Consider the following 23,680-nt stretch of genomic DNA (forward strand, 5'->3'; position numbering starts at 1 on the left):
TACAGCACTTTTCATAAGTTCTCCCTAAGAACTAATTAATAGCAATGTAAAGTTGCAAAATAATTGTTTAACGGACAATACTCAATTTGAGTATTACACCCACATTTTAGTATTTTCGACAAAACTTAGTATTAATAACGTGGAATTATAACATGTTATTCAATTTCATTCTGGCAATAAGTTCACCTGTTGATGCTAATTTAAGCTTCTTTAATATGTTACGCCTGTGTGTATCAACGGTATGAGAACTAATTTTTAACTTCTCTCCAATTTCTTTACTAGATTGATTTAACAATAAAAGCCTAATAACATCTCGTTCTCTATTACTTATCCCGTCAGTTAAAAGTTTCTGAGAAAAATTATTAAAATACTTGGTTTCGTATTCATTTTTATCATTTAATAGTTTAGCTGTACCAGTAATATCCATCTTTATTTTAGAATCTAAAACTGTATAATGTGCTAACCCTATAATCGGTTTAAGCTGAGAGTCTAATTCTAAAGGCGTAGTGTTTTGAATAATGTTAACATAATTCCCACGAGCGTTCATAAAACGATAATTCCAAGTATAACTCATTCTCTTCCTTTCCTCTTCAGAAATGGTATCTAAAGTGAAGACCATTAAATCGTTAAGTGCTTTAAGCCACGGTTCTATATCATCAGGATGAATTCTACTCCAAAAATATTTCATACCTCCTTTATGAAGTTCTTGCTTATCAATCCCTAAACAAGAAGTCATATTCTTGCTAACATATTCAAAAGATAAATCTGCTGTATTAGTAATACAAAAAAATGTAGAACTATACGGCCAGTAGGCATCCAGTTCTATGATTTTTATAATATGTTCTTCGAGAGAAGGATTATCATAAGATTTAAAAATATCTTCGTAAGCAAGTTTTATATCCCTTAATATCATTCTAATAACAATTATCTAAATCTACGAAAAAGTTTTATAAGACCTTCGTACAAATAAACTAATAATTCCAATAAGTCTTATAAAACAAGAAACCCGATACTAAGATAGTATCGGGTTTCTTTATGTGGGCGCGAAGGGATTCGAACCCCTGACCCCTTGGGTGTAAACCAAGTGCTCTGAACCAACTGAGCTACGCGCCCTAATATTGAACAATCATTATCTCTGATTGCGGATGCAAATATAACCTAGTTTTTAATACTGCAAAAACTTTTTAAAAGAAATTTTAAATTATTTCAGCAACTACAAATGTACTACCTCCAACAAAAACAAAGTCCTTATTACTGGAATTTTGTAAGGCAAACCTATAGGCTTCATTTACTGAATTATAGGCTTTACCAAAATACCCTTTGGCAAGAAAATAATCACGTAAGACTTGTTCAGGTAACCCTCTTGAAATTTTAGGTTTACAGAAATAATAAATTGCTCCTTTAGGCAATAGATCTATAATGGAATCCAAATCTTTATCATTAACAACTCCGAAAACAATATGTAAATCATCAAAAACCTGTTTAGAAATTTGATCCATTACATGAACTAAACCTTCCTTATTATGTCCTGTATCACAAACCACTTTTGGGTTTTCACTTAAAACTTGCCACCTCCCTAATAAACCTGTATTAGGAATTACATTGTGTAACCCTTTCTCCAAATGACTATCAGATATTTGATACCCATTTAAATTCAATTCTTTTATAGTCTGAGTGGCGGTTTTTACATTTTTGAGTTGGTAGGCACCTTTTAAATCACTTCCCAAAACAGTCTTAACTTCTCTATCTGCAAAACTAATTTTTGTCTGATTTTGCTCCGCTAAACCTTCAAAAACGGTTTGTGTTTCTACTTGGCTTTCACCTATAACAACGGGAACATTAGGCTTAATAATACCTCCCTTTTCACCTGCAATTTTTTCTAAGGTATCTCCTAAAAACTGGGTATGATCTAATCCTATATTTGTTATAACTGAAACTTCTGGTGTAATAACATTTGTTGAATCTAAACGACCTCCCAAACCAACTTCAATAACTGCAATATCAACATTTTGCTTGGAAAAATATTCAAATGCCATTCCAACGGTCATTTCAAAAAAAGACAATTGGTTTGTTTCAAAAAAAACTTTATTACGTTTAATAAAGCCCATAACAAACTGCTTGCTTACAACTTGCCCATTAATCTTTATTCGTTCCCTGAAATCTTTTAAATGGGGCGATGTATACAATCCCACCCTATATCCGGCTTCTTGTAAAACAGAAGCCACCATATGGCTTGTAGAACCTTTCCCGTTAGTTCCCGCTACATGAACAGATTTAAAGTCTAAATGAGGTTTTTTTAAGTGATTTACCAATAAAACCGTATTGCTCAAATCTGCTTTATAAGCAGATTTACCCTGACGCTGATACATTGGCAATTGAGAAAACATCCAATTAAGAGTTTCTGTATAGGTCATTGTTTATTGCCCAAGTTTGAAGTTTACTTTAACAAAACCTATTTGTTTTGCTGGAGCTTTAGAGTCTGGTTGCCATTTATGTGATAAGGCGATTTTTTTTGCTGGATCTAACAAGCATTGGGCAGTATTGGTAGTGCCCTTTACCCCAGGAGTTGCACTAACAACATTTCCATTTCTATTTACCTCAATTCTCACTATTACCATTCCAGATTCATTGCAATCTTGCTTTAAAGTTTTGTATGATGCACGTCCTCTTCCATTCAATCCATAGCCAACACCACCACTACCTGATCCAGGGCCACCAAAATAACTTGGCGCATAAGGGTTTCCATCTAATTGACCCTTATCACCAGCTTGATTATCATCTCCTTCACTACCCGTTTCAGAACCATCAGATTTACTTACGCCGCCAATTAAAGCATCCAATTTCTTCTTTTTCTCTTCCTGTTCACGCTTTTCCTTAGCAATGCGTTCTGCTTCAGCCTTTGCCTTGGCTTCTGCAATTGCCTTCGCTTTAGCTTCGGCTTCTTTTTGTTTTTTTATAGCAATAGCCTCTTCATTTTCCTGAGTTAGAACTTCCTCTTTTACCTCTGAAGATTTTGTAGGTTGAGATTCTGAGGCCTCTGGTTGTGGTGTTTCATTTATTTCCTTTGGCTCAGATTTTATTGGTTTTTTAGGCTGAATTTTCCCTTGACCAACTCTAGAAGTTCCAAAATTCACCGCAACCCCATACTCTTCTGGTGGATCCATATATTGAGGCCCCATGACAAATATCATTAACAACAGAATTAATGTAATCAGCAAGGTGATTTTTGCTGAATCTTTTTCATGTTTTGTTTTGAAATATTTCATCATTAATCAAAGTTTGCTTCAAAATAACACGATTATTGGCTACCTAGAAGATTTTACGGCCAAGGTACTTTTAATCTTATTCCGATTGGCTATATCCATAATATAGACCACATGTTTCATTTCAACATCTTGGTCAGACCTAATAGTTATTGAAGAAGTACTACTTCCTTGCATAGCCGTTAGAATAGCAGATTCTAATTGACTTTTAGCCACCATTTTCATGTCTACAAAATACTGGTGTTTTTTATTAACGCTTACAGATATATTTTTTACTTGAGTTGTTTTACTAGATGATTTGGGCAATAATAAATCTATGGCTTCAGCAGACACCAAAGTAGAAGCAATCATAAAAAAGATTAAAAGCAGAAATACAATATCTGTCATTGACGACATATTGAATTCTGGTGTAACTTTATTTCTTCCTCTAAAATTCATATTACGTCGGTTCGTTTAGATGATCCAAAAACTCTAGTGAATTAGCTTCCATTTGATACACCACCTTATCTGTTCTAACAACTAAATGATTATAGGCTATGTAAGCCACAATACCAACAATTAAGCCGCCTACAGTGGTTGTCATTGCTGTATACAAACCTCCTGCTAGAACATCCATTTGAATAGAGCCTCCTGCATTAGCCAATTCAAATATGGCTAAAATCATACCAACAACTGTTCCAAGAAAACCTATCATTGGAGCAGCTCCAGATATAGTAGCCAAAATACTCACGTTTTTCTCTAATCCGTAAATCTCCAATCTACCAGCATTTTCAATAGCGGTATTAATATCTGCTAAAGGCTTACCTATTCTTGTTATTCCTTTTCCAATTAACCTAGAAACCGGAGAATTTACTTGTGCACACAAAACTTGAGCAGATTCAACTTTACCATTACTAACATGGTCTTTAATTTGATTCATGAAATTTGAATCTACTTTAGACGCAGCTTTAATAGCAAATAGTCGTTCAAAATAAATGTAGCTAGCAACTATTAAAAGTAAAAACAGAATAGCAATAATAACTTGTCCTGCGGCACCTCCACTTGTAATTAATTCTATAATTGAAAGTGTTTTTTCAACTGATTCTCCATCAGTTAAAGCTTCAGCACTTTCCTGAGTATTTTGTAGGGTTAAAAATGTGATAAGCATATAATATAAATTTATTGCAAAAGTATAACGTTTCTTTTTTTATTAAAGTATAACAAAAAAAAATAACAAAATCTTACTAACAATTATTAGACCAAATGCCTAAACCTTAGGAAAAACTTAACCTAGAATGCCTCTCATTACCATAAATGCAATGGAACCTACAACAAACCCTATTAAAGCCAACCAAGAAATTTTGCGAAGGTACCAGAAAAAATCAATTTTTTCCATTCCCATTGCTACCACTCCAGCAGCAGAACCAATAATTAGCATACTACCTCCAGTACCAGCAGAAAAAGCGATAAAATGCCATAATTGATGATCTAATGGCTCCGAAAACATACCCAAACTAGCAGCCACTAATGGAACATTATCTATAACTGCAGAACCTACACCTAAGAACATTACTACTAAATCTGACACTCCTCCGGTTTCAAGTTCTGTACCTAATTGTGGTGTGCTCTCACGTAACCAATCTGCAGCGCCAAATAGAATACCTAAAGACTCTAAAGCTGCAACGGCCATTAATATCCCTAAGAAGAATAAAATACTTGGCAACTCAATTTTTGATAATGAATAATGCACAGGACTATGATGTGCATGTGCATCACTTTCGGCAGAATCAACTTCAGTCAAACTAAATTTAGAATTACTATATATTTCGGCAAAAGTAGCAACCACACCCAAAGACAACATCATACCAACATATGGTGGTAAATGCGTTGCCGTTTTAAAAATTGGTACAAATACAATAGCTCCTAAACCAAGATAAAGCATGGTAGAACTAAATTTAGACTTTGGTTTATCATTAGTCTCTTCCATCTCTAATTCCCCTTTAAAGGCTGGTAAAAATGTAGCAATAAATGATGGCACCGCCATACAAAAGAAAGATGGTATTAAAAGGTAAGCAATTAAATTTCCGGTAGTTACTTTATTGCCTATCCAAAGCATTGTAGTAGTTACATCTCCAATTGGAGACCAAGCTCCTCCAGCATTAGCTGCAATAATTATTAATCCAGCAAACCAAATTCTAGTATTTCTGTCCTTAACTATCTTTTGAAGAATTGAAATTAAAACAATTGTAGCTGTTAAATTATCTATTATAGCAGACAGAATAAATGCCAATATTGAAAATATCCATAAGATTTTTGTCTTTTTCTTGGTCTTTATGAATCCCTTAATAGTAGAAAATCCATCAAAATAATCAATTATTTCTACTATGGTCATAGCTCCTAAAAGAAACACTAAAATTTCGGCGGTTTTACCTAAATGATGCAATAAGGTTTCCTCCATTAAATGCATCTTTTCTTCATGCTCTAATAAACCAAAACTATCTAAAAGCGCATGTTTACCAGAATCAAACCACTGCGGAAAGGACTCTATACCAAGTGCTATACAGGCCCAACAAATGGCCATCATAACCAGAGCAGGAATTAATTTATCTATTTTTATACTGTGTTCAAGGGTAATAGCTAAATAGCCCATTACAAATACTATAATAATTACTGCTTCCATAAATTAGTTTAAATTAGTTGTTTTAATGCAATCTCAAAAGCTGTAGCGCTTAACCCCGTCCTTGACTTGTTTTTGCTATATACTTTTTCAATTGTTTCTTTTATTCTATTTGATGTATCGTTAAAAATTGCTTCGTCCGTCATTTGAACTTTTCGCTCCATAAAATAGGCAAAAACTCTTGCCATTCCACAGTTTGAAATAAAATCAGGAATTAAACTTACCCTATAATCTGTATGTTCCATAATTGGCCCAAAGAAAATTTCTTTATCTGCAAAAGGTACATTTGCTCCACATGAAATTACTTCCAAACCACTATCTATCATTTCATCAATTTGATTAATAGTAATTAGGCGTGAGGCTGCACAGGGTGCAAAAATCTCCGTTTTAATAGCCCAAATTCTTTTATTGGCCTCTTCAAACGGTAATAAATTTTCGGATGCTAATGTATTACCCTTTTTGGCTAGAAAAAAATGACAAATATCATTAAATGAAAACCCATCTTCGTTTATTAACCCACCACTTGAATCAATAATTCCCACTATTTTAACACCCATTTGTGCAAGGTAAAAAGCAGCAGCTCCACCAACATTTCCAAAACCCTGTACTACAGCTCGTTTCCCTTTAATATGCCCTCCATAAATATTATAATAATGTTTAACCGCTTCAGCTACTCCAAAACCAGTAATCATATCGGCTATGGTATATTTTCTTGAAACGTCTGGGGTATAAATTGGGTTTTCAATTACTTTTATTACTCCTTGTCTTAATTGACCAATTCTATTAATTTTATCCGATTCGGTAGGCTTAAAGTGTCCATTAAAAACACCTTCTTGCGGATGCCAAACACCACTTTCTTCAGTTATTGGAACAACCTCATGAGTTTCATCTACATTCATATCACCACCAGTGCCATAATAGCTTTTAAGCAACGGAGAAACGGCCCTATACCAGCGTTCTAAAACTTCTTTCTTTCTTGAATCTTTGGGGTTGAAATTTATACCCGACTTAGCTCCACCAATTGGTGGTCCAGAAACCGTAAATTTAATCTCCATAGTTTTAGCTAATGATAGTACTTCATTCATATCTAACCCCTTTCTCATACGTGTTCCTCCTCCTGCAGCCCCTCCTCTTAAAGAATTTATTACAACCCATCCTTCTGCATCGGTTTTGGAATCTTTCCAATTAAAAACTATTTCTGGTTCTTTATTTTCGTATCGTTTTAATAATTCTTTCATTTTTATAAAAATATAATTCAACTAAAAGCCTAACAACCTAATTACGAAGCAATTTCGCTCTAGAATAGCTAAAGTTGAGTCATTTTATAAAAACGTTTGGAAATTATTACTGGTAACAAATATAAAAAACTTAAGTTCTTAAATATTAATTTTACGGCATAAAAACATAACCAGAACTGTGATTTTTAGAAGCTCCTGTAACACTTTGTAGGCAATTGATTTCATTTCTAAGCTTTAAAACACCCAAAAAACCAAAAATAAGCGCTTCTTTAAATTCAATTATTTCTTGTGATGGAATACCTATTTCATTTTTTGAAAGCTCCTTTATTCTATCAATTAGAAATGAATTATAAGCACCCCCGCCAGTTATTAAAACAGAACTATTTGGCTTACTGGATATACTTTCTGAAATCTTGATAGCAATATGTTCCACAAAAGTTCTTAAAATATTATTAAGGTTGCTTTCATTAGTATTAATTAAAGGAAAGACATTATCATATACCCACTCTAAACCCAATGATTTTGGTGGTAATTCTTTATAAAAAGACAATCTATTGAGCTTTTCTAATAGCGTTACATTTACCTCTCCCTTAGATGCCAATTTACCGTTATCATCATAGTCCAGTCCTACGGACTTCACATAATGATTCATAACAATATTCACTGGGCAAATATCATAGGCAATGCGCTCCTCATTAATATTTGTTGAAATATTGGCGAACCCTCCAAGGTTTATGCAATAATCAAACTCTGAAAACAACAACGTATCTCCTATGGGCACCAATGGTGCACCTTGTCCTCCTAATAACACATCTTGCAACCTAAAATCACAAACTACTTTGTTTTCTATTAGAGAAGCTAGTTGAGGAAGGTTTCCTATCTGCAAAGTCAACTGCTTTTCGGGTTGATGTAAAGCTGTATGCCCATGAGAACATACCGCATCCAAATCTTTAATCTTATTCTTTTTAATAAAATCGTTAATCACAGAGGCCAAATAAGAAGTATAACTACTATTTGTTTGATGCAGTTCTTCTGTATTTAATGAAATCAAACCCTTAAGCCTCTCTTTCCATTCTTTTGGATAAGCTACTGTTTCAGCGCTATTAATTTTAAATTCCCAAGTGTCCTCAAATTGAAAATCAACGTGTACCAAATCAATTCCGTCAAGTGAAGTCCCTGACATCACACCAACGATTCTATAATTCGATTTTATCATATTCACAAAAATAGAGATAATCATTAAAAATATCACATCAAATATTTATATTTGATAACAATTTTGTTAAAAATATAATTTCCCAGGTTATGAATTTTAAGCTTTCCGAAGAACATATCATGATTAGAGATGCAGCTAGAGAGTTTGCTCAAACCGAATTACTGCCAGGTGTAATTGAACGTGACAACAAACAGGAATTCCCAGATGAATTAGTAAATAAAATGGGAGAACTAGGCTTTATGGGCGTTATGGTAGACCCAAAATATGGAGGCAGTGGTATGGACACCTTTTCCTATGTACTAATTATGGAAGAATTATCAAAAATTGATGCTTCAGCTTCAGTAATGGTATCGGTTAATAATTCATTGGTTTGTTACGGATTGGAAGCCTATGGAACTGAAAACCAAAAAGAAAAATATTTAACAAGACTTGCCTCTGGAGAATGTATTGGCGCCTTTTGTTTAAGCGAACCAGAAGCTGGAAGTGATGCAACTTCTCAAAAAACAACTGCAATTGACAAAGGAGATTATTATTTATTGAACGGAACGAAAAACTGGATTACGAATGGCGGACGAGCAGAAATTTATATTGTGATTGCTCAAACTGATAAAGACAAAGGTTCACATGGTATCAATGCTTTTATTGTTGAAAAAGACATGAAAGGATTTCATGTTGGCCCTAAAGAAGATAAACTTGGTATTAGAGGAAGTGACACACACACTCTTCAATTTAATGATGTTAAAGTACCCAAAGAAAACAGAATAGGTGTTAATGGTTCTGGATTTAGGTTTGCAATGAAAACACTTTCTGGCGGCCGTATTGGCATTGCTGCCCAAGCTTTGGGAATAGCCCAAGGAGCTTATGAATTAGCCCTTAAATATAGTAAAGAACGTAAAGCATTTGGCACAGAAATAGGTAATCATCAAGCGATTGCATTTAAATTGGCCGATATGCATACAGAAATAGCTGCAGCTCGTTATTTAGTTATGAAAGCCGCATGGGACAAAGATCAAGGCAACAACTATGACTTATCAAGCGCCATGGCAAAACTATATGCCTCTAGAGTAGCCATGGAACATACCGTGGAGGCTGTACAAATTCATGGTGGCAACGGTTTTGTAAAAGAATACCATGTAGAGCGCATGATGCGTGATGCAAAAATCACACAGATATACGAAGGAACTAGTGAGATTCAAAAGATTGTGATTTCAAGGAGTATTTTACGGGATTAGCTTTGTTGTAATTCCTCCAAAACCAATCGCAATTCCCCATAACTATATTTTTCATCCAACTGATGTTTCAAGTCCGATAGGTTTTCAAAGGTCTTTTCTGGAATTAGTGCTTTTAACTCGCTGTAATGAGCTTCAGGAATCAGGTCTGTGATATTCACCTCGCCAGTAGCAATAAAACTTGCCAAGTGCCCAAAAACAGTATTGGTATTAAGTTCACGTAAATTGGATATTTCCTCAATTGATTTCCCAGATTGAAACATAGCCAAGGATTCTTTGAGGGTATCGCCTTTTTTACGTTTAGGCTTAAAGGTATCAAAAATTTCTACCTCTAGTGAAGTTTCAATATCGTGTTCTTCGCAATAGGCATGAATTACCCCTAAAATAGCCGCACCATATTTTTCAACACGTGTTTTTCCCATGCCGTTTACCCGCAACAATTCCTGTTTTGTGGTAGGCAAAGTTTCACAAATTTCATACAAGGCTTTTTGTGCAAAAATCTGGTAATGGATTAAATCCTTTTCTCTAGCTATATCATTTCTTAAAATACGAAGTTTTTCAAAAAGTTCTACATTGGTAGTTCCATCTATAACCTCTTTTCTACGTTTCTTGGGTTTGTCCTTTCCCATAAAAACTGATTTGGCTCGAAATTCTAAAAATTGCTTTGAATTAAAACTCTCTTTCAACCCTTTAAAATAGGTAGTTTTAACAATCAGCAATTCTTCAAACACATCTAAATGTTTCGTTATCTCTTTTCCTATAGCTTGATTATCGGTAGTAAAAGCAAATGTTTTTAAAGGTTCAACAATTTTAGTTTCAGTTTCATTTTTATAATACTGAATGGCCTTTTTAAAACGATCTTGAATAACTGGATTATCTTCGACCAAATCTCCATTTTCTGAAAGCTGTTTCAACTGTGCATTAAATCCGTTAGCCACTTTTAAAAAATTGGTAATACATTCTTTAATAGGCAAAAAAGTAGCCTCAATAGTTCCTTCAATAACCGTTCTATTTTTATAGTAAATATCCAGAATTCTATTTAAGGGATTTAAAAAGGCATAAAACTCAAAAATCTCGGCTATTAAATCTAATTGAAAGTTCTTTTGTGAATCTTTTAAAACATTTTCATCTGGGGCGTTTTCTTCAGCCTGCTCATTAAAACTTGTCACATTCTCATCACTAATAATTTGGTTGGAATGTATCTTACTCTTTAGCACCAAGCCTTCTAAAGACTTACACCTACTTAGAGCCACATAGGTTTGACCATGAGCAAAAGCAGCACCGGCATCAATAATGGCTTTTTCAAAAGTTAGCCCCTGACTTTTATGTATGGTAATACTCCAAGCTAAACGCAATGGTATCTGGGTGTAAGATCCTATTTTTTCCTCGGCAATAGCTTTGGTCTCCACATCAACCGAATAATTAATATTCTCCCAAATCTCTGGAGTTACGTTAATATTAAAATCATCATCAGGACAATGCACCACCACTTCATCAGAATCTAAGTGTATTACCTTTCCAATCTTCCCATTAAAGTAGCGTTTCTCAGGGCTACTATCATTTTTAACAAACATAACCTGTGCTCCTACCTTCAACTCCAAAACTTTCTTGTTAGGGTAAGCAAACTCAGGGAATTTCCCATCCACCTCAGCGGTATAGGTTTTTATTGCACCCTTCAGCTTTTTCAACTCGGCGGTATTAGTAGCCTCTGCTTTATTATTATGAGTAGTCAACGAAATATAACCAGCATCTGGTTCTGGAGTAAAATCTGGAATATAACGTTTGTTCAGCTCAGTAGCCACAGCATTGTTAAGTGCATTATTTCTAATGGCATTTAATATATCTATAAACTTGGGGTTTTCCTGCCTATAAATATGCTTCAGTTCTATAGTAATTGCATGACATTCAGCAAATGCCTTACTACTAAAAAAGAACACATTTTTATAAGTATGCCTTAATAAATCCCACTCCTGCTCTTTTATAACTGGAGATAATTGTTGTAAATCTCCAATCATCAACACTTGCACACCACCAAATACCTTATTGCGGTTTCTAAAACGACGTAACGTTCTATCAATTCCATCCAACAAATCTGCCCGTACCATACTAATTTCATCAATTACCAAAAGATCCATTGACTTGATAATATTAATCTTAGTTTTGTTAAATTTTCGATTAAAGCCTTTACTCGCGTTCAGGTCGGTATCGGGTAGTATAGGTCCAAAAGGCATCTGAAAAAATGAATGTATGGTAACCCCTTTGGCATTTATTGCAGCTACTCCGGTTGGAGCCACCACCACCAAGCGTTTTAGGCTGTGCATTTTTAAACGGTGTAAAAAGGTGGTTTTACCAGTACCTGCTTTACCCGTTAAAAAAATAGAACGATTTGTGTGGTTCACAAACTTCCACGCCAATTCCAATTCTCTATTTTCAGCCATTAAACAGTAAATTTAGAACCCGGAAGATACTAATTATCACTTTTTTTAAACAGGTTTTTAATAAAAAACAAAAATTTCTCTTGCGTACCTCCAAAGCGCTGTAAAAACCTCTACTCTACTAATCAAGGATAGTCGTTATCAAAAAAATTATCTAACTTGCTAATTCTAGTAAAAACTTAAAAACTTCTGTTAAGAAAGCCTTCTCATGCCGACTTAAGGTTTTAGATTTCATATTTTAGACCAAAATATATAAGATGAGTAAAACATATTATGATCCTGCAGACTTGAGAAAGTTTGGAAATATTACTGAATGGAGTGAAGAATTGGGTAACAAGTTTTTTGAGTACTACGGAAAAGTATTTGAAGAAGGCGCTTTATCTGCCCGAGAAAAAGCATTAATTGCCCTAGCCGTATCACATACAGAACAGTGCCCTTATTGCATTGATGCCTACACCAAAGACACTCTTCAAAGAGGTATTACCAAGGAGGAAATGATGGAAGCTATTCATGTTGGTGCTGCTATAAAAAGTGGAGCTACTTTAGTTCATGGGGTTCAAATGATGAATAAGGTTAATAAACTTGAAATGTAATTAATGGCTACAAAGTCACTACACAAACGAAATAGTCAATTAGCTAATAGTAAGCGACAGTTAGAAATTTTATCAAATGGTATTTTTCAAAACGGAGAATTACCAACATTTAAAGATAAAATAGCCGAAAGCAATCAATTTCCGTTAAAGGCAAAAAAACTGGAAATCCTTCAAATAAATGTTGGCTACATGTGCAATCAGGTATGTGAACATTGCCACGTAGATGCTGGCCCTGACCGGAAGGAAATAATGACTCGCGAAACCATGGAGCAATGTTTGGAGGTAATTAAAAACACTGGTGCCCACACTTTAGATTTAACTGGGGGCGCTCCAGAGATGAATCCTGATTTCAGGTGGTTTGTTGAAGCAGCCGCAAAGGCTGGTATTAAAGATTTTATTGTTCGCTCAAACCTTACAATAATTAGAGCCAATAAAAAATATCATGATTTACCAGAGTTTTTTAAAAAACACAATGTACATGTGGTAAGTTCTATGCCACATTGGACTCGTGGAAAAACAGACAAGCAACGTGGTGATGGCGTTTTTAACAAGTCTATACAAGCTCTTCAAGACCTAAATTCAATTGGCTATGGAATGCCTAATAGCAATTTAAGATTAGATTTGGTATACAATCCATCAGGAGCATTTTTACCAGGTGATCAAGATTCAATGCAAAAAGATTTTAAAAAAGCATTGTTAGAAGATTTTGATATTCAATTCCATAACTTATTTGCCATCACAAATCTCCCTATCAGCAGGTTTTTAGATTATTTAATAGCCTCTGAAAATTACGAAGATTACATGTATGCCTTAGTTGAAGCCTATAACCCTTCAGCAGTAAACAATGTTATGTGTACTAACACTCTTTCTATTAGTTGGGATGGCTATTTGTATGATTGTGATTTTAACCAAATGCTTGAATTACCCATTAATAGCAAGATAAAACACATATCTGAATACAACGAAAAACTTCTAGAAGGCAGAAATATTGTAATTTCACAACACTGCTATGGATGTACTGCTGGTGCTGGAAGTAGTTGTCAAGGCACAGTGGCTTAAACTAAATTAAAGTTATGCAAAAAGTTCTGGTATTTTTAATGGTTTTAATTGCTTCATTGAGCTACTCTCAAAAAAAGTTAGATCAATTACTCAAAAAGTACAATACAGAAAGTATTCCGTATATTTATGTAAATGAATTGAAATCATACCCTGAAGATATTATTCTTTTAGATGCTAGAGAATCTAAAGAATATGCAATTAGTCATTTAAAAGATGCTATTTTCATAGGGTATGATTTCTTTAATTTAGATTCTACTTGCCAAAAAATTCCAAATAAAGATTCCAAAATTATTGTGTACTGCTCTTTAGGAATTCGATCAGAAGATATTGCAGAAAAACTTAAGAAAGCGGGCTATAATAATATCTTTAACTTATATGGAGGTATTTTTGAATGGAAAAACCAGAGCAACCCTGTTTATAACTCTGAAGGTTATGAAACCAATGAAGTTCATACGTTTTCAAAAGAATGGAGTAAATGGTTAAAACAAGGCCAAAAGATATATGAGTAAAGATCTGGTTATAGTTTTTGTAAAAAATGCGATTCCTGGAAAAGTGAAGACGCGTTTAGCCAAAACAATAGGAAATCAAGCTGCTTTTGAGGTTTACAATAAACTAGTTGAAATCACAGAAAAAGCAATACAAAATTTAAATATTGATAAGCGTATTTATTTTTCAGATGCTATTGTTGAGTCTGAATGGGTGAATAACTACAAAGACATTCAAAAAGGCAAAGACTTAGGTGAACGCATGAAAAATGCTTTCCTTGAGGGATTTCTAGACGGTTATAAAAACATTATACTAATTGGATCTGATTTACCAGATATTTCAGCCTATCAAATAGAAAAGGCTTTATCTACCTTACAACAAACCGACACCGTATTTGGGCCCGCACAAGATGGAGGTTATTATTTAATTGGCTTATCTAAAATGGTTGAAACAGCTTTCAACAATAAACCTTGGAGCCAAAATAATTTACTAGAAGAAACACTAAAAGACTTAACTAAAAATAACATAACATTTAGTACTTTAGAAACATTAAATGATATAGATACGTTTGAAGATTTAAAAGCGTCAAAGTTTTATAAATCTAATAAAGTATTACAAGAAAAAATCAAGGCTTTATATGATTAAATATATAGAAGAAACTGTAGATTATTTAAAAAATAAAGGGTTTGAAAACCCTGAAGTTGGTATTATTTTAGGAACAGGCTTAGGGCAATTGATTGACCATATTGATATTATTCAGCAAGCTAGTTACAATCATATTCCTAATTTTCCAACGGCAACCGTAGAATTTCACAAAGGCAAACTGATATACGGCATTTTAGGAGGGAAAAAAGTAATTGTTATGCAAGGGCGTTTTCATTTATATGAAGGGTATAGCTTGCAAGATGTTACATATCCGGTTCGTATTATGGAAAAACTAGGTATTAAAACATTACTAGTCTCAAATGCTGCTGGAGCAATAAACCTCAACTTTAAAAAAGGCGAGTTAATGGTTATTGATGACCATATCAACCTTCAAGGGAAATCTCCTTTAGCCTTTAGAGGTGTTGAACAATTAGGAGAACGTTTTACAGATATGAGTGCCCCTTATGATGCTGAAATAAATTCAAAATTTGAAGGTATTGCCAAATCAAGCAACATCAACTTACATAAAGGTGTTTATGCTTCGGTTGTTGGTCCTCAGCTAGAAACACGTGCTGAATACCGTATGTTAAAATTAATTGGCGCAGATGCTGTTGGTATGAGCACAGTTCCAGAGGTTATTGTTGCCAATCATCTAAATTTAAAAGTGGCAGCAGTGTCAGTTTTAACAGATGAATGCGACCCAGATAACCTAGAACCTGTAAATATTGAGGATATTATTGCAAACGCTAAAAAAGCTGAACCTAATATGATCACCTTATTTACGGAATTGATAAAAAAACTTTAACACGATAGCGGTAACCATAAACTTGTAAATAGTCAAAATGATATAGACCGTACCTGAATACTGCTAACTGAATACTGAATATCACAACATGAGTAATTACTTAGAAACAACAAAAGATGTATATAAAGAAGCTGCACTAACTCCAGATGTTGGTTTATGCTGTACTACTAATCCTATTTGGGAATTACCTGGATTAAAAATCCCAAAAATCATGCAGGAGATGAATTATGGTTGTGGTTCCACCGTTCATGCTAGAGATTTATCTAACAACCCTAAAATGTTATATGTTGGTGTTGGTGGCGGCATGGAACTGTTACAATTCTCATATTTTAATCGTGAAAATTTAGGAGTTATTGGCGTTGATGTAGTGGATGAAATGTTAGAAGCCTCCCGTAAAAACTTTAAAGAAGCGGAGGAATTAAACTCATGGTTTAAAAGTGAATTTGTTGATTTACGAAAAGGTGATGCGCTTAATTTACCCGTTGAAGATAATAGCATTGATGTAGCTGCTCAAAATTGCCTATTTAATATTTTTAAGGAAGAAGATTTAAAAAAGGCCATTGCCGAAATGTACCGTGTTTTAAAACCTCATGGACGTTTAGTGATGAGCGACCCTACTTGCGAACAACCTATGAGTGATGCGCTTAGAAATGACGACAGGCTTAGAGCTTTATGTTTGAGTGGAAGTTTACCAATAAAAGAATACGTTAAAATGCTTACAGATGCAGGTTTTGGAACTATTGAAATTAGAGCAAGAAAGCCATATCGTGTATTGAGCCCAAAGCATTATGAAACAGACGAATTGATTTATATTGAATCTATTGAAGTTGCAGCTATAAAGGACCCCATGCCGGCAGACGGACCTTGTGTTTTTACAGGTAAAGCTGCTATTTATTTTGGCGATGATGATTTTATTGATGACAAAGCTGGTCATATCTTATTAAAAAATCAACCATTAGCCGTTTGTGATAAAACAGCTGGTAACTTAGCTGCCCTAGGAAGAGATGATATTTTTATTAGTGAATCTACCTATCATTATGACGGTGGGGGCTGTTGCTAAAGGATTGAATGTTCTTTAAATGTTCCTTTATGAGGTTTTTATACTGCATATTCATAATCTGTACTCTAATATCTTGTGGCGGAAACAAACAAACTATTACAACTCATCCAAAACCAAACCCAGAAAGTGAAATCTCAGATTTAATCCCTGTTAGCGTTAACACTTCTGATAACAGGCAAAGAGAGATAAACGCAATATATGAAAAGTTTAATCAGAACACAGCAAAACGCAACTTAGCGCCACACCAATTATGGAATGAGCTTTTAGAAAATCATGTCTCAACTGAAGGCATTGTAAACTATAAAGGGTTTAAGAATGACCATGATAAACTTCTTGGGTATATTAGAGTTCTTCATCTTACTATTCCTAAAGACAATACTTCCATAAAACACAAATTAGCATACTGGATTAATGCATACAATGCCTTTACCGTAGATTTAATTCTACGCCATTACCCGCTAAAAAGTATAAAAGATATTAAAGACCCTTGGAAACAACGTTATTGGAAATTAGGTGATAAATGGTATGATTTAGATAAAATTGAACATGATGTTTTACGTAAAATGAATGAACCAAGAATTCATTTTGCTATTAATTGTGCATCGGTGTCTTGTCCTAAATTACAAAACAAAGCTTTCACAAGTGAACATCTTGAAGAACAACTCACAAAAGCTACTGAAGACTTTATAAATAATACTACCAAAAATCAAATTTCTAACAATCAAATCAAACTTTCTAAACTATTTCTATGGTTTGGTAAAGATTTCAAGCAGGGCGGTTCATTAATAGATTTTTTAAACACTTATTCTCATGTTAAAATTTCAGAAGAGGTTAAAAAAAGTTTTTTAAATTATAATTGGGACTTGAATGAGTAAGATTTCAATCATTATACCTACGTTAAATGAAGAAGCACACATCAAACTTCTTCTAAATCATCTTTTAAAAAATGCTGAAAAAGAAAATATTAGTGAGATTATCATAGTTGATGGTGGTAGTCATGACAAAACTATTGAAACCGTAAAATCTTTTAGCCAAACAACCCTAATACGTTCAGGAAAAGGACGCGCTAAACAAATGAACCATGGCGTAAAATATGCTTCAGGAGATATTTTATATTTTTTGCATGCAGATTCATTTCCTCCTAAGAATTTTGACCAACTTATTATAAACGAAGTAGAAAAAAGCAACAATGCGGGGTGTTTTAAAATGAAATTTAATAGTAAACATTGGTGGTTAAAATTAGCAGGTTGGTTCACTCAGTTTTCATGGAAAATAGGAAGAGGTGGAGATCAAAGTCTATTCATTACCAAATTACTTTTTAACAAAATTGGCGGCTTTGATGAACGTTATGCTATATATGAAGACAACGACTTTATAAGTAAACTCTACAAACAAAAAGAGTTTGTAGTTATACAAAAATGGATAACAACTTCTCCAAGATGTTATGAGACAAATGGCATCTGGAAACTACAATACCATTATTGGACAATTCATTTAAAAAAATGGTTAGGAGCAGATGCAAATACTCTGAACAACTACTATCTTAAATATATTCATGTAAAAAAATAGCTAATTAACACTTAAAAAAATTAAGTGTTACAAATAATTGATGTAATCGTCTACTTATAAAGAAACATCAATCGTATGTACAATCAATACAAAACAATCATTTTAATTCTTTTAACTACAGTTTATTCTCAAGCTCAGCAATCCATTACCACCAAATTAATTGATTCAACTACCCAGAAACCAATTCCGTATGCCACAATTAGTTATGGCAAGAAGACTGGAGTAATTAGCAATTCCGATGGAGACTTTCAAATATATTTCAAAAAAACACCTTCAAAAAAAGACTCACTTTTCATTAGTTGTTTGGGCTATAACACCAAAAAGATTCCTATCCTGAACTTTACGAACCAAGTCATTGAACTAAGTCAAAAATCTATTGAACTAGATGAAGTTTTAGTATCTAATCAGAATTATACTGTCGAAGAAATTATTGAAAAAGCCTATGAAAATCTAGGCAATAATTACGACTTTGAATATAACCGAAGCAAACTATTTTACCGGGAATCATATTTTAATCGGGTTACCAAAAACAGTATTAAAGTCAAGGAATCTACCATTCCAGAATTTAACCAGCATTTTATGGATAGCATTATGACTATCATGCCTAAGGAAGCTGATGATTACACCGAAATTCTTGGGGATTTGTACACCAAATCATACCCAGAAGAAACTCAAAAACTCGACATCATAAAGGCTTCTCATTTATACGACAAAAAGAAAGAGGTATCATTTGATGGACTTGAAGAGCGCTTTAATGACATATTCAAAAAACATATAAAACGAGATTCTTATTTTAAGATTAAATCGGGCATTTTTGGCACCAAGGAAGAAATAGATTCTTCCCTCTTTGATAGTGCCGATGCAAAAAAACAAAAGGAAAAAGAAAAGACCGATGCCTTTATTGAAGAACAGAAAAAGAAGGAACAAGAACGTAAAAAGAATTTCTTAAAACATAGAAAAAACACGATTTCCAATTTAGAACATGGTAGTTTTGTTTTTGAAGACTCTCATTTAAACTTTTTAGAAAAATCTAAGAAGTATAATTTTGAATTATTAGACTACATCTTTTTAAACGGGCAGTTTGCCTATAAGATTAGTTTTGAACCCAAACGTAGCGCAGATTATAAAGGCACATTATACATCAATACAGATGATTTTGCAATCATTAGGGTTGATTACGAAAATGTAAAACCGTTGAGAAACTTTAGGCTGTTAGGTATTTCATACCAAGAAAAGTTGCATCGTGGCACATTAATCTATGCTAAAAATGATGTTAACACCTACACGTTAAAATATGCCGAATCTGAATCAGGTAATAACTTTGGCATTAAACGCCCTTTAAAAATTATTGAAAAGAACAAAAACGTAAAGGGCAGAAGAAAACAGAATGAACTTTCAACAGACCTGCACTTCACCATGTCTAATATTACTAAAAAAGAACTGGTAGTTTTTGAAAGTGAAACCATAAACAAAACGGTTTATGATGTTTTTGAAGAAAAACCTAATGTAAGCCCAACCTATTTACCAGCTTACGACCCAACTTTTTGGGAAGGCCATAATGTTATAGAACCAAATCAAGCTATAAAAGATTTTAAGAGTATAGAATAACTATTTATTCCTTCCCTTCTCATTGGGATAAAGGACTGGTAAATTATCACTTTGCCAAAACTCTTTTGTATCTATATTCATAGCCGTTATCTTGCCTTTAAAGGCGGCCCCTGTATCTATATTCCAAACATTAACAGCATTCATTGGGACATCAGACTTGAAATTAGTGGTAGGCGTATGCCCAATGTATATTTCACGGTAATGTTTTAATCGCTTAGGATATAATGCCGAATCTTTTTCGATGCGCTTGTCCATGGTTAGAGCCATTTCCCAAAGCGTTCTATCAAAATACAATGTGGTTTGGAACACCTCTTTTTCTACGCCATGCATTGAAGTAAACCCCGCATGTAAGAATAAGCGGTTCTCAGAATCTATATGGTACATTTTCGTATTTTCAAAAAAGGCCAAATGTGTTGCCTTGTCTTCTTCTGAAAAGCCTTCATAACTTTCCATGGTTTCTTTACCACCATGCATATACCAAGTAGGGTGCACTTCGCCACTTCTTAACCATTCTTCTGCCCAAACATCATGGTTTCCTTTTATAAATATGCAATCGATGGTTTCTGAAAGTTCTATTAAAAATTGAATTACTTGAGCAGCTTCACTCCACCCATCTACATAATCACCAACAAAAATTAAATTGTCTTCATCCTTTACTTCAACCTTATTTAAAACCTGAATCAAGGCCTTTAAGCCTCCGTGAATATCACCAACTGCAATTGTACGTGCCATCAAAAATTATTTTTGGCAAAATTATGGTAGAATATCTTAAAATAGAAGATTTTTCAAGTTAAGTTTAGATTAAAAATACTGCCCAATACCAAACACAATGCCTCTAGTAGCATCTTTGGTAAGCCCTAGACCATAATCTATTCTAAAAATGGCATTGAATATTTTTTTATGAATAAGGCGGCATCCTATACCTGAATAAACTTTTATGTTATCACCATTTGTAAAATCACTTAATGCCCCTCCCGGTAATCGCCATGAGCCACTATCTATAAACACATTGCTTTGCAATACCACATTGCGCTTATCTATTAAGGTATGTCTGTATTCTGTATTGAAAACTATGGAGCCGGTACCCCTATCAATAACATTACCTACACCTCTAATATTTACATTATTATCTACCGAAAAAGGAGCAAAAGGAGTATTATCATTTGATGATAGCCCTATTCTAATTCTGTTGGCCCAATTTCCTTTTTCCCCAATACGTTTAAAATAATACAAATCGTTCCACCCAATAAAAAAATCAGGTAAACTATCATCAGTTGAAGTTACATATTGAAAATTAAACATACTTCTAAAGCCATCTACATATTGATAATGATAAGAAAGATTATTAAACTCATAAATAAACTTGGCCAACCATTTGTCAACACTTAAGGACCGAGGAACATTGGGATCTGTTTCTCCGCTTAAATAATTGTAGGTTTCGATAAAATGTGTACCACCTAATTCAATCCTATTCTTAAAATTGAATTTATACAAACCTAAAACTTCAACAGACTCGTTATCATACTTATAATCTGCACTACCGTTATTGAAATAAAGGGGTTCTAAAGTTGTTAAATCCTGAACATTTATAGCCAAACCTAATCGTCTTGTAAACAAAAAAGGAGCCCTAAAATTAATAGCAAAAGAATCATAAACATCATGTTGATAAAAGGCTCCTAAAGCTATATTCCTACCCAAAAGGTTAAACTCCGTTAACCCCAATCTAAAGGCAAATTCATCATTATTTGTGGTGTAAATGCTTGGAGAGGGAATAAGGGTAAAACTCTCTTCTATATTGTAGAATATATTATAATTACCATCTTCGGTTGTGTATACCTGATAATATGCATGAGACACAGAGGGTAATCGTTTTAAAACCTCCATATCCTCATCAAGCAATAGAGAATCAAGAACGGTTCCTGGTTTAACAGAAGCCATTTTTTTTACAAAAGACGATTTAATCCTTTTGTTGCCTTGAATTTTAATATCCGAAACAACCTTATTTTGGGAAACCGCAAAAGAATAAACTAACAGAAAAAGAATACATGCGAAATACTTTTGTATCATTGGGCTTGAAATGATTTTTCAACCACCCAATTTACCCAATTATCTTCACTTACATCCATTAAAACGAAATTATATGTGCTACCAACCATCAAATCTGGTGGATTATGTTCAGTTACGTTGAGTACAACGTTAGATGTATTGTAATACTGAAATTGATTATCATAAGTATAAGTACCAGATAACAAATTATTCTGCTCATCTGTAATCACTTGAAAATAAATAGCGTTATCTCCAACAGGATTATCAGTCCACTTAAAATTCGGCATCATAGATTGTGATTGATCAATGGTAACTTGGTCATTCCAAACCGATTCTTTTGATATTTGTTTGGAGCGAATAGGGTTAGATATTTTTATTTCACCTTCTAATTCAAAAGTTACAATCATCCATTTTTCATGGGTTGATGTATGTGTAAACTTCCCTAAATAACCATTAAAAACAGGCGAATGGGGCAGTGAAACTAAGCTATAATTAGAATAATCATTCCCGTCTACTGAAATATTTACTGTTTCGTAATAGCTAATATTAGTTGCACCTGTTTTAGGATAATAAAAGGTTAAAATTTCACCAGTAGTTTTATCACTAGCTGCACAGGCAATAACTCCTCCTTGTTCAATGGCTTTATTTTGAATATATGAATCTAAGGTATACACCACATCATCACCTGAACTTGAACAAGAACAAATTAATAATGAAACAACTAAATATTTCAATTTAATTATAAGCTTCATAATGTTCCTTTATTAACAATTCAACTGGTTTATTTTGGGGTGTAAATCTAGAATTTTCGACACCTCCTGCTTGCTCATGCCTATGAAACCATTTCCAAATAAAACCACCTGCAAACCATTCTTCATCCCAAAAGGTTTCAAATAAGGCCCTTGTAGCATTGGTTTGAGCCTCCAAATTTACTTCATTCATATCACGATCACTTCTCCATGGTTCTTTTCCCGTATAATCTACACTTCTATAACCAAACTCAGTGAACAATATTGGTTTTTCAAACCCCTCTTGATTCTTTTTTATTTCAGGAAGATGGCTCATCCAACCTCTTAAACAATCTTCCACTGAGGGTGTTTTATTTTCACTTACTGGAAAATAAGCGTCAATGCCTATATAATCTAATTCACTCCAAAAAGGAATTCTTTTAAATTCATCCCAATTAGCTGCGTAAGTCAACGCACCTTTGTAAATTGAATTAATCTCATTTATTAATTTAGACCAATATACCGGTCTATTATTAATAAAAGTTTCTAACTCTGTACCAATGCAAAATATTTCAATTTTTAACTCTTCAGCCAAATGAGCATAGTCTAGAATAAATTTTGAATAGGCGGCTTCCAAAACTTTCCAATCTTCTTCAGAATTCATCTTAATATAACCAGTAAACACCCCTCCTCTAATCCAAATTTGAGGCTTCAGCATAACCTTAATTTTATGCTTTCTCAGTTCCTGAATATATTGTTTTACACCCACAGCTGTCTCTCCAAACCATTGACGATCTGTATCATAAATCAGATTAGGACTATCAACCCTTCTTAAAAAACCAAAAGGCATTACAGAGGCATAATTAGCGTTAACTGCCACCACAGGTTTTACATGTGCTTCACTTATAGCATCCCTAGAAGATACGAAACTTACACCATTTATCTTTTCAAACTGCCCCTGACAAGATTGAAAAGCCAATGCTGACACTATTAAGAGCTTAAAGAATTTCATTTTGGTTTTTTCACAACTCCTAATTTAACACT

General features: G+C 33.7%; 23 protein-coding genes and 1 tRNA gene. 10 read left to right on the plus strand and 14 right to left on the minus strand.

What is annotated here, in order from left to right; genetic code table 11:
- Positions 1-145: 145 nt before the first annotated feature.
- From N1F78_RS03800 to N1F78_RS03840, 9 genes are all read right to left on the minus strand, one after another.
- Positions 146-913 (minus strand): LuxR C-terminal-related transcriptional regulator, encoded by a 768-nt coding sequence (locus N1F78_RS03800; protein WP_406684859.1) that lies wholly within the window; start codon positions 911-913, stop codon positions 146-148.
- Between the two features lie 125 nt (positions 914-1,038).
- Positions 1,039-1,113 (minus strand) — tRNA-Val (locus tag N1F78_RS03805).
- An 83-nt stretch (positions 1,114-1,196) separates the two neighbouring features.
- Positions 1,197-2,414, minus strand: a complete 1,218-nt coding sequence (locus N1F78_RS03810) for a bifunctional folylpolyglutamate synthase/dihydrofolate synthase (RefSeq protein WP_406684860.1) — start codon at positions 2,412-2,414, stop codon at positions 1,197-1,199.
- 3 nt (positions 2,415-2,417) lie between these two features.
- Positions 2,418-3,266: an energy transducer TonB gene (locus N1F78_RS03815; RefSeq protein ID WP_406685660.1), complete on the minus strand. Its 849-nt coding sequence runs from the start codon at positions 3,264-3,266 to the stop codon at positions 2,418-2,420.
- A gap of 39 nt (positions 3,267-3,305) precedes the next feature.
- Positions 3,306-3,701, minus strand: coding sequence for an ExbD/TolR family protein (locus N1F78_RS03820; RefSeq protein ID WP_406684861.1), 396 nt, complete (start codon positions 3,699-3,701; stop codon positions 3,306-3,308).
- A gap of 1 nt (position 3,702) precedes the next feature.
- Positions 3,703-4,410: a MotA/TolQ/ExbB proton channel family protein gene (locus tag N1F78_RS03825; protein ID WP_406684862.1), complete on the minus strand. Its 708-nt coding sequence runs from the start codon at positions 4,408-4,410 to the stop codon at positions 3,703-3,705.
- 117 nt (positions 4,411-4,527) lie between these two features.
- Positions 4,528-5,922 (minus strand): sodium:proton antiporter NhaD, encoded by a 1,395-nt coding sequence (gene nhaD / locus N1F78_RS03830; RefSeq protein ID WP_406684863.1) that lies wholly within the window; start codon positions 5,920-5,922, stop codon positions 4,528-4,530.
- Between the two features lie 8 nt (positions 5,923-5,930).
- On the minus strand, positions 5,931-7,157 hold the full coding sequence (locus tag N1F78_RS03835) for a Glu/Leu/Phe/Val dehydrogenase dimerization domain-containing protein (RefSeq protein WP_406684864.1): 1,227 nt from the start codon (positions 7,155-7,157) through the stop codon (positions 5,931-5,933).
- A gap of 151 nt (positions 7,158-7,308) precedes the next feature.
- Positions 7,309-8,373: an anhydro-N-acetylmuramic acid kinase gene (locus N1F78_RS03840; RefSeq protein ID WP_406684865.1), complete on the minus strand. Its 1,065-nt coding sequence runs from the start codon at positions 8,371-8,373 to the stop codon at positions 7,309-7,311.
- An 89-nt stretch (positions 8,374-8,462) separates the two neighbouring features.
- On the opposite strand from N1F78_RS03840, the gene N1F78_RS03845 reads away from it, so the two are divergent.
- Positions 8,463-9,605, plus strand: coding sequence for an acyl-CoA dehydrogenase (locus N1F78_RS03845; RefSeq protein WP_406684866.1), 1,143 nt, complete (start codon positions 8,463-8,465; stop codon positions 9,603-9,605).
- Here N1F78_RS03845 and N1F78_RS03850 read toward each other — a convergent pair.
- Positions 9,602-12,040 (minus strand): helix-turn-helix domain-containing protein, encoded by a 2,439-nt coding sequence (locus tag N1F78_RS03850; protein ID WP_406684867.1) that lies wholly within the window; start codon positions 12,038-12,040, stop codon positions 9,602-9,604. The genes N1F78_RS03845 and N1F78_RS03850 overlap by 4 nt on opposite strands.
- A 254-nt stretch (positions 12,041-12,294) precedes the next feature.
- On the opposite strand from N1F78_RS03850, the gene N1F78_RS03855 reads away from it, so the two are divergent.
- The 9 genes from N1F78_RS03855 (at position 12,295) to N1F78_RS03895 (ending at position 19,862) form a co-directional block, all read left to right on the plus strand.
- Entirely contained in the window at positions 12,295-12,630 is a 336-nt protein-coding gene (locus N1F78_RS03855) for an arsenosugar biosynthesis-associated peroxidase-like protein (RefSeq protein ID WP_406684868.1), read from the plus strand.
- Between the two features lie 3 nt (positions 12,631-12,633).
- The gene (gene arsS, locus N1F78_RS03860; RefSeq protein ID WP_406684869.1) at positions 12,634-13,689 is read left to right on the plus strand and encodes an arsenosugar biosynthesis radical SAM (seleno)protein ArsS; all 1,056 of its coding nucleotides are present in this window, start codon (positions 12,634-12,636) and stop codon (positions 13,687-13,689) included.
- 14 nt (positions 13,690-13,703) lie between these two features.
- Positions 13,704-14,198 carry a rhodanese-like domain-containing protein gene (locus tag N1F78_RS03865; protein ID WP_406684870.1) on the plus strand — a complete coding sequence of 165 codons (495 nt, stop codon included), beginning with the start codon at positions 13,704-13,706 and terminating at the stop codon, positions 14,196-14,198.
- On the plus strand, positions 14,191-14,820 hold the full coding sequence (locus N1F78_RS03870) for a TIGR04282 family arsenosugar biosynthesis glycosyltransferase (RefSeq protein WP_406684871.1): 630 nt from the start codon (positions 14,191-14,193) through the stop codon (positions 14,818-14,820). The genes N1F78_RS03865 and N1F78_RS03870 overlap by 8 nt, the downstream gene beginning before the upstream one ends.
- Entirely contained in the window at positions 14,813-15,625 is an 813-nt protein-coding gene (locus N1F78_RS03875) for a purine-nucleoside phosphorylase (RefSeq protein ID WP_406684872.1), read from the plus strand. The genes N1F78_RS03870 and N1F78_RS03875 overlap by 8 nt, the downstream gene beginning before the upstream one ends.
- Before the next feature lie 88 nt (positions 15,626-15,713).
- Complete coding sequence (gene arsM, locus N1F78_RS03880) at positions 15,714-16,685, plus strand: arsenosugar biosynthesis arsenite methyltransferase ArsM (protein ID WP_406684873.1); 972 nt, start codon at positions 15,714-15,716, stop codon at positions 16,683-16,685.
- Positions 16,686-16,714: 29 nt separating this feature from the next.
- Positions 16,715-17,560, plus strand: coding sequence for a DUF547 domain-containing protein (locus tag N1F78_RS03885; protein ID WP_406684874.1), 846 nt, complete (start codon positions 16,715-16,717; stop codon positions 17,558-17,560).
- On the plus strand, positions 17,553-18,254 hold the full coding sequence (locus N1F78_RS03890) for a TIGR04283 family arsenosugar biosynthesis glycosyltransferase (RefSeq protein WP_406684875.1): 702 nt from the start codon (positions 17,553-17,555) through the stop codon (positions 18,252-18,254). Before N1F78_RS03885 ends, N1F78_RS03890 begins: the two co-directional genes overlap by 8 nt.
- Before the next feature lie 75 nt (positions 18,255-18,329).
- A complete protein-coding gene (locus tag N1F78_RS03895; RefSeq protein WP_406684876.1) occupies positions 18,330-19,862 on the plus strand; it encodes a carboxypeptidase-like regulatory domain-containing protein in 1,533 nt (510 codons plus the stop codon).
- Here the strand turns inward: N1F78_RS03895 and N1F78_RS03900 are convergent, their stop codons facing one another.
- The 4 genes from N1F78_RS03900 to N1F78_RS03915 all read right to left on the minus strand — a co-directional run bounded on the left by N1F78_RS03900 (position 19,863) and on the right by N1F78_RS03915 (position 23,648).
- Positions 19,863-20,594, minus strand: coding sequence for a metallophosphoesterase (locus N1F78_RS03900; protein WP_406684877.1), 732 nt, complete (start codon positions 20,592-20,594; stop codon positions 19,863-19,865).
- Positions 20,595-20,663: 69 nt separating this feature from the next.
- On the minus strand, positions 20,664-21,929 hold the full coding sequence (locus tag N1F78_RS03905; protein WP_406684878.1) for a POTRA domain-containing protein: 1,266 nt from the start codon (positions 21,927-21,929) through the stop codon (positions 20,664-20,666).
- The gene (locus tag N1F78_RS03910; protein ID WP_406684879.1) at positions 21,926-22,660 is read right to left on the minus strand and encodes a hypothetical protein; all 735 of its coding nucleotides are present in this window, start codon (positions 22,658-22,660) and stop codon (positions 21,926-21,928) included. Before N1F78_RS03910 ends, N1F78_RS03905 begins: the two co-directional genes overlap by 4 nt.
- Positions 22,644-23,648 (minus strand): glycoside hydrolase family 113, encoded by a 1,005-nt coding sequence (locus N1F78_RS03915; RefSeq protein ID WP_406684880.1) that lies wholly within the window; start codon positions 23,646-23,648, stop codon positions 22,644-22,646. The genes N1F78_RS03910 and N1F78_RS03915 overlap by 17 nt, the downstream gene beginning before the upstream one ends.
- Positions 23,649-23,680 lie beyond the last annotated feature (32 nt).

This window comes from Seonamhaeicola sp. MEBiC01930 (genome assembly GCF_045277075.1).
Lineage (GTDB): Bacteria > Bacteroidota > Bacteroidia > Flavobacteriales > Flavobacteriaceae > Seonamhaeicola.

Excerpts from the sequence above, each read along its gene's own strand:
- N1F78_RS03800 (WP_406684859.1), bottom strand. The coding sequence starts at position 913 with ATGATATTAAGGGATATAAAACTTGCTTACGAAGATATTTTTAAATCT.
- N1F78_RS03810 (WP_406684860.1), bottom strand. The coding sequence starts at position 2,414 with ATGACCTATACAGAAACTCTTAATTGGATGTTTTCTCAATTGCCAATG.
- N1F78_RS03815 (WP_406685660.1), bottom strand. The coding sequence starts at position 3,266 with ATGAAATATTTCAAAACAAAACATGAAAAAGATTCAGCAAAAATCACC.
- N1F78_RS03820 (WP_406684861.1), bottom strand. The coding sequence starts at position 3,701 with ATGAATTTTAGAGGAAGAAATAAAGTTACACCAGAATTCAATATGTCG.
- N1F78_RS03825 (WP_406684862.1), bottom strand. The coding sequence starts at position 4,410 with ATGCTTATCACATTTTTAACCCTACAAAATACTCAGGAAAGTGCTGAA.
- nhaD (WP_406684863.1), bottom strand. The coding sequence starts at position 5,922 with ATGGAAGCAGTAATTATTATAGTATTTGTAATGGGCTATTTAGCTATT.
- N1F78_RS03835 (WP_406684864.1), bottom strand. The coding sequence starts at position 7,157 with ATGAAAGAATTATTAAAACGATACGAAAATAAAGAACCAGAAATAGTT.
- N1F78_RS03840 (WP_406684865.1), bottom strand. The coding sequence starts at position 8,373 with ATGATAAAATCGAATTATAGAATCGTTGGTGTGATGTCAGGGACTTCA.
- N1F78_RS03845 (WP_406684866.1), top strand. The coding sequence starts at position 8,463 with ATGAATTTTAAGCTTTCCGAAGAACATATCATGATTAGAGATGCAGCT.
- N1F78_RS03850 (WP_406684867.1), bottom strand. The coding sequence starts at position 12,040 with ATGGCTGAAAATAGAGAATTGGAATTGGCGTGGAAGTTTGTGAACCAC.
- N1F78_RS03855 (WP_406684868.1), top strand. The coding sequence starts at position 12,295 with ATGAGTAAAACATATTATGATCCTGCAGACTTGAGAAAGTTTGGAAAT.
- arsS (WP_406684869.1), top strand. The coding sequence starts at position 12,634 with ATGGCTACAAAGTCACTACACAAACGAAATAGTCAATTAGCTAATAGT.
- N1F78_RS03865 (WP_406684870.1), top strand. The coding sequence starts at position 13,704 with ATGCAAAAAGTTCTGGTATTTTTAATGGTTTTAATTGCTTCATTGAGC.
- N1F78_RS03870 (WP_406684871.1), top strand. The coding sequence starts at position 14,191 with ATGAGTAAAGATCTGGTTATAGTTTTTGTAAAAAATGCGATTCCTGGA.
- N1F78_RS03875 (WP_406684872.1), top strand. The coding sequence starts at position 14,813 with ATGATTAAATATATAGAAGAAACTGTAGATTATTTAAAAAATAAAGGG.
- arsM (WP_406684873.1), top strand. The coding sequence starts at position 15,714 with ATGAGTAATTACTTAGAAACAACAAAAGATGTATATAAAGAAGCTGCA.
- N1F78_RS03885 (WP_406684874.1), top strand. The coding sequence starts at position 16,715 with ATGAGGTTTTTATACTGCATATTCATAATCTGTACTCTAATATCTTGT.
- N1F78_RS03890 (WP_406684875.1), top strand. The coding sequence starts at position 17,553 with ATGAGTAAGATTTCAATCATTATACCTACGTTAAATGAAGAAGCACAC.
- N1F78_RS03895 (WP_406684876.1), top strand. The coding sequence starts at position 18,330 with ATGTACAATCAATACAAAACAATCATTTTAATTCTTTTAACTACAGTT.
- N1F78_RS03900 (WP_406684877.1), bottom strand. The coding sequence starts at position 20,594 with ATGGCACGTACAATTGCAGTTGGTGATATTCACGGAGGCTTAAAGGCC.
- N1F78_RS03905 (WP_406684878.1), bottom strand. The coding sequence starts at position 21,929 with ATGATACAAAAGTATTTCGCATGTATTCTTTTTCTGTTAGTTTATTCT.
- N1F78_RS03910 (WP_406684879.1), bottom strand. The coding sequence starts at position 22,660 with ATGAAGCTTATAATTAAATTGAAATATTTAGTTGTTTCATTATTAATT.
- N1F78_RS03915 (WP_406684880.1), bottom strand. The coding sequence starts at position 23,648 with ATGAAATTCTTTAAGCTCTTAATAGTGTCAGCATTGGCTTTTCAATCT.